Source organism: Stenotrophomonas sp. STEN054 (assembly GCF_056854535.1).
In genome coordinates this window covers 1-1,218 of the sequence record NZ_JBXFWG010000110.1, presented here as the reverse complement: position 1 = coordinate 1,218, position 1,218 = coordinate 1, and the positions used below count along the sequence as shown (strand labels likewise).

At 60.8% G+C, this 1,218-nt stretch carries 1 protein-coding gene; it reads right to left on the bottom strand.

Features of this window, described 5'->3' with window-relative positions; all coding sequences use genetic code 11:
- Nucleotides 1-27: 27 nt before the first annotated feature.
- Entirely contained in the window at nt 28-990 is a 963-nt protein-coding gene (locus tag AC1VXD_RS19835) for an IS110 family transposase (protein ID WP_482993482.1), read from the bottom strand.
- Nucleotides 991-1,218: the final 228 nt, after the last annotated feature.

The window sequence follows — 1,218 nt, the reverse complement described above, 5'->3', positions numbered from 1 at the left end:
TGTAGAGTCGAGATCCTATGTTCGTGGTCAAGCCTGCTGGAAGCGGGCTTGACCGACTTTCAGCATGGTCGGGTCGAAGTTCTGGCCACTCTTAAAGACGCCCCAGGCGATCCGGGCCAGCTTTCTGGCCAAGATGTTGAAGCTGGCAGTGCTGCTGTGCCCGCGCTCGCGGATGGCGAGGTAGAGGGGTTTGCCGCCTTTTGATCGGGTCAGGCCCATGGCGGCCATGTAGAGCATTTGGCGCAGGCTGGCGTTGCCTCGCTTGGACAAGCGACGTCGGCCGATTCGTGCGCCGGATTCGTTTGGTCGCGGATCCAGGCCAGTGCAGGCCACCCAGGCGTCTGAGCTGGCCAGCGGCCAGCGGGTGATGTGATGGGTGACGAAGGCAGCCACCGTCGGACCGACCCCCGGAATGGTCATGATCCGTCGATACAGATCGCGTTGCTCGCCGCTGCTGCAGAGTCGCTGGATTTCCCGGTCCAACATCGCAATAGCTTCTTTCAAGCCTCTGAAAATGCGCCCGAAGATGGTTGAGTCAGCTGCATCGTCACCCAAAGAGAGGCGGAGCGTTGCCCTGTTCCGCACCAGGCTGTCGCGCTGCTGAAGAAGCACGTGCAGCTGCTCCTGCGCAGGCGAACGGGCGACATGCTCGTGCAGATTGTCGGCCTCCTTGGCGACGTAACGCGCAATGACCTGGGCGTCGCCCGAGTCGGTCTTGCCGCGGCAAGCCACACCCTTGGCGTAATGCTTGATGTCGCGCGGGTTAAGCACAAAGACCGCGTGACCGGCCCTTTGGGCAGCTTGAGCCACAAGCTCGTGGTAGCGATTGGTTGCCTCGACGCCAATACGGGACTTTGTCGGCAGGCTGGACAGCCATTTGTTGATGGTCGAGGCTGAATTTGCGATCCGGAAGCTACCCTTGGTGCCGTGGTAGGCCACCACCAGGGTCCGTGAATCGGCATCAATACCGACAGCAAAACGATCTGACATCTGCGCAACTCCCAGCTATTGTTGAGGGGCTGGGGTGGTACCGCACCACGTTGGCTTGCCTACATCGGCGGTCCTAAAAAGGCCGCTAGATCCCTTATCGACGTTGAGGTGCGGGATGGGGATCGCTCGACTCGTCTGTCGGCTGGTACCCGCAGATAACATGTTGACGGTCCCTCCACCCTGGCTCCTACATACCTCGTGGGAGCCGGGAGGAACATACAAGCCATG